The following is a 3,541-nucleotide window of genomic DNA, read 5'->3' on the forward strand; positions in this document are numbered from 1 at the left end:
AATTCCGGCACTGTCTTCTCCATGTGCCTCACCTTATCAGATTTTTTGGGTTTTTACTACCCCCGTGAACTTCTACCTTGAGAGTCAGGGTAATTCCACTGTTCGCAGAGTGAAAAAAATATATGGCTGACTTCCCGGTCGGTACAGTAAATTGTGAACAAAGAACTTAAATTCTGCATTTTTGATGCCGCTCTACTCAACATGATTGGTGTGGCTTAATACAGAATAAGCTACAGGCAGTTTCATACAGAAAACTGCAGCTCAAGGTAAGTTCACGAGATATTTATATTCAATAGTCCGGACAAAATCTTGGGGGGTTTTAGCTGCCCAAAGCCAGAGCCTTCATAACTGCGACCATTTTAATTAAAGTCTGCTCAGGAGCTAACAAGCAAATAAATCGGCGAATACTAAAATAACCGCCCTGTAAGGCTTACCGCCTCGTAGAAAAAACAGTCCGGAGTATTGTTATGTTGGAAACTTACCTTGAGTGTCACTAAAATATTATAATAACAGCTCGTGAGTGGAACTCAAGAGGTAAAGGTTGAAACACATTGGATTAGTGGCGATCGGGCGGAATGAAGGCGCTCGGCTAAGATCCTGCTTGCTGTCAGCGATCGCCAAAGTAGCTCTGGTGGTTTATGTCGATTCTGGCTCAACAGACGGCAGCTTAGAATTAGCCCGATCGATCGGAGCCGATACAGTAGAACTAGACTTATCTATACCGTTTACCGCAGCACGCGCCAGAAACGAAGGCTTTGCCCGCTTGCTGGAACTAGCGCCAGACATCGAATTTGTCCAATTTGTGGACGGTGACTGCGAAGTAGTTGATGGATGGATTGATCGCGCGCACAGAGAACTCACAGCCAGCCCCGATGTAGCTGCGGTGTGCGGCCGCCGGCGCGAAAGGTACCCCGAAGCTACTATCTACAACCAATTATGTGACATCGAATGGGATACCCCCGTCGGTGAAACCAAAGCCTGCGGTGGCGATTCCATGATGCGCGCTGCAGCATTTCAGCAAGTTGAAGGTTTCAATCCCGCACTCATAGCCGGCGAAGAACCGGAAATGTGCGTGCGGCTGCGCCAAAAAGGTTGGAAAATCCTCCGCTTAGAAGCAGAAATGACCCTGCACGACGCACAAATGACCACTTTTTCTCAGTGGTGGAAGCGCGCTCAAAGAGCTGGTTACGCCTACGCCGAGGGAGCCTGGAGGCACGGAAGCGAACCAGAGCGCCATTGGGTCAAAGAGACCCAAAGTACCTGGTTCTGGGGATTAGTCTTGCCAGTGCTAGCCTTGACAATGGCATGGCCGACAAAAGGGTGGAGTCTGTTAATATTGAGTGGCTATCCGTTAGCAACCTATCGCACATATAACTATTATGTAAAGCAACGGCATCTCACAGCTAAAAATGCTGCCATGTATGCACTGTTTTGCGTACTAGCAAAATATCCCCAGCTACAGGGTCAAATCCAGTTCCACCAGCGCAGATTGCTGGGCCAGCAGAGCAAGTTGATCGAATACAAGACAGCAAACCCAATGAATTCAGTAAGTGAGAATTAGTACCATGCCAAACTCATATAATTGTGAAGAAGGAGGATAAAAGTTCAACAACATGATTTTCTTTGGTAAACGGTCGGACAGGAATAAGAAAAGTATCAAATTTAGTCAGACCGTTAATACAAAAATCCAAAAAAACCGATGGTTGCCATTACCCCAAAAAACACGATTTTAGGGTTGATATCTGTAATCTGATAAACAGCTTATCTATGTAGTGAATTCATTATTTTTTAAGGACAAATTAAAATCGACTAACAGACATAGGTACCCAACAAATGAGTAACAAAAAATTAAAAATTTTACTGATTGTAGAGCAGTGCAATCCAGACTGGGCCTCTGTACCTTTGGTTGGCTACAATTTTTTTCAGAAGATTAATAATTTAGTTGATGCCACACTCGTTACGCATATTAGAAATAAACCTGCTCTGGTAAAACACCCAGAATACGAAAAAATTATTTACCTTGAGGAAGGCAATTTAAACAAACAATATTATAAAATAGTAGCAAAAATTACGGCCAACGGGCGAGTCAATTGGCCTCTTTATAATGCTTTGAGCTACCCCATTTATGAAGAATTTAATCAGCAAGTATATCAAAAATTTAAATCAAAAATTGTCAACGGAGATTATGACATAGTTCATGCAATTACCCCGATGATGCCGCGCTATCCGTTTAAGATAGTCAGTGTATGCCAAAACACTCCTTTTATGCTAGGCCCAGTCAATGGAGGCATTCCCTTTCCACCAGGCTTTCAAGAAACTGCCAAACAAGAATTTTCTCAATTCAACTTTTTGAGGGCAGTTGGTCGAGCCTTAATTCCAGGTTATGTAGAAACTTACAAAAAAGCTGACAAAATTTTGGCAGGTTCAACATATACCTTAAATATGCTCAAAGATTTGTTTGCGATCGCAGATACAAGAATAGAGCTGTTTTATGAAAATGGGATTGCCCAGGAATTTTTAATGTCTGTCAAACCAGCAAAAGAAGAAGGCGACCCGATAAATTTACTTTTTGTGGGCAGATTAGTGCCTTACAAATGCGCCGATGTTGTCATAGAGTCTATTGGAAAATTAGACCAGGCAATTCAAAGTAAAATCTGCTTAACCATAGTAGGAGACGGATCAGAAAGAAATAACTTGGAAAACCGAGTGAAGGATCTTAATTTAGGGGAAATAGTCAGCTTTGCCGGATGGGTAAATCAACAAGAAACTCTGGATTATTACAGGAAAGCAGATATTTTTTGCTTTCCTTCGATCAGAGAGTTTGGCGGCGCAGTGGTAATGGAAGCTATGGCTTGCGGACTGCCCTGCATAGTTGCCAATAACGGGGGTATTGGTGAATACGTGAATGAAGAAACTGGTTTTAAGATCGAGCCGATTTCTAGAGAGTATCTCACCGAGGAGTTGACAAGTAAAATTAAGCTGTTAGTCGAAGATGATCGGCTGCGGGAAAGTATGTCAACTAAGGCGATCGAAAAAGCCAGAGAATTTGCGTGGGAAAACAAAGCCATAAAAATCGTCGAGATTTACGAAAAAATGCTCGGTGAGAAAAGTGTTAGTGCATCGATATAGTAGAGCGGTATTGTTGAGTTAAAAATGAGAAAGCAGGTACGAAATGAAGGCAAAAATTGGATACTTTATTCCACAATTTCCAGGAAAAACACACATTTTTTGTAACCGTTTAGGGGGGATAGAGCAATCCTAAATGATTATACTCGTTACCAGGAAGAGCCTGGTAACGCATACCCGGAGGAAGGTCGTGCATCAAAGAACTGTGGGGTAGATAGCCAAGTCGTTCCAACTCCATCGGCGCTCAGTTAATCCCGCTCTCTGCGCCGCCGTTGTTCCTAAGCGATGATGAACCCAAATCCAGTTGACATAGCTGACCACCAGCCTCTCGATCACCTTATATAGCGCTCGCAAATCATTCGTAAATTAATTAAGGGTTCGCTCGAGCAGCAGTTCCATTGAGTGTTGGTTCAAA

The 3,541-nt window shown here is 43.0% G+C and carries 2 protein-coding genes and 1 pseudogene; 2 read left to right on the top strand and 1 reads right to left on the bottom strand.

The window, feature by feature from the left end; translation table 11 throughout:
• Nucleotides 1-541 precede the first annotated feature (541 nt).
• Nucleotides 542-1,561 (top strand): glycosyltransferase family 2 protein, encoded by a 1,020-nt coding sequence (locus QUA40_RS28050; protein WP_333131893.1) that lies wholly within the window; start codon nucleotides 542-544, stop codon nucleotides 1,559-1,561.
• A gap of 272 nt (nucleotides 1,562-1,833) precedes the next feature.
• Nucleotides 1,834-3,129 (top strand): glycosyltransferase family 4 protein, encoded by a 1,296-nt coding sequence (locus QUA40_RS28055; protein WP_333131895.1) that lies wholly within the window; start codon nucleotides 1,834-1,836, stop codon nucleotides 3,127-3,129.
• A gap of 192 nt (nucleotides 3,130-3,321) precedes the next feature.
• Here QUA40_RS28055 and QUA40_RS28060 read toward each other — a convergent pair.
• Nucleotides 3,322-3,453, bottom strand: a pseudogene (locus QUA40_RS28060) (IS1 family transposase); the annotation flags it as partial.
• Nucleotides 3,454-3,541: the final 88 nt, after the last annotated feature.

The sequence above is a fragment of the Microcoleus sp. Pol11C3 genome (assembly GCF_036701485.1).
Lineage (GTDB): Bacteria > Cyanobacteriota > Cyanobacteriia > Cyanobacteriales > Microcoleaceae > Microcoleus.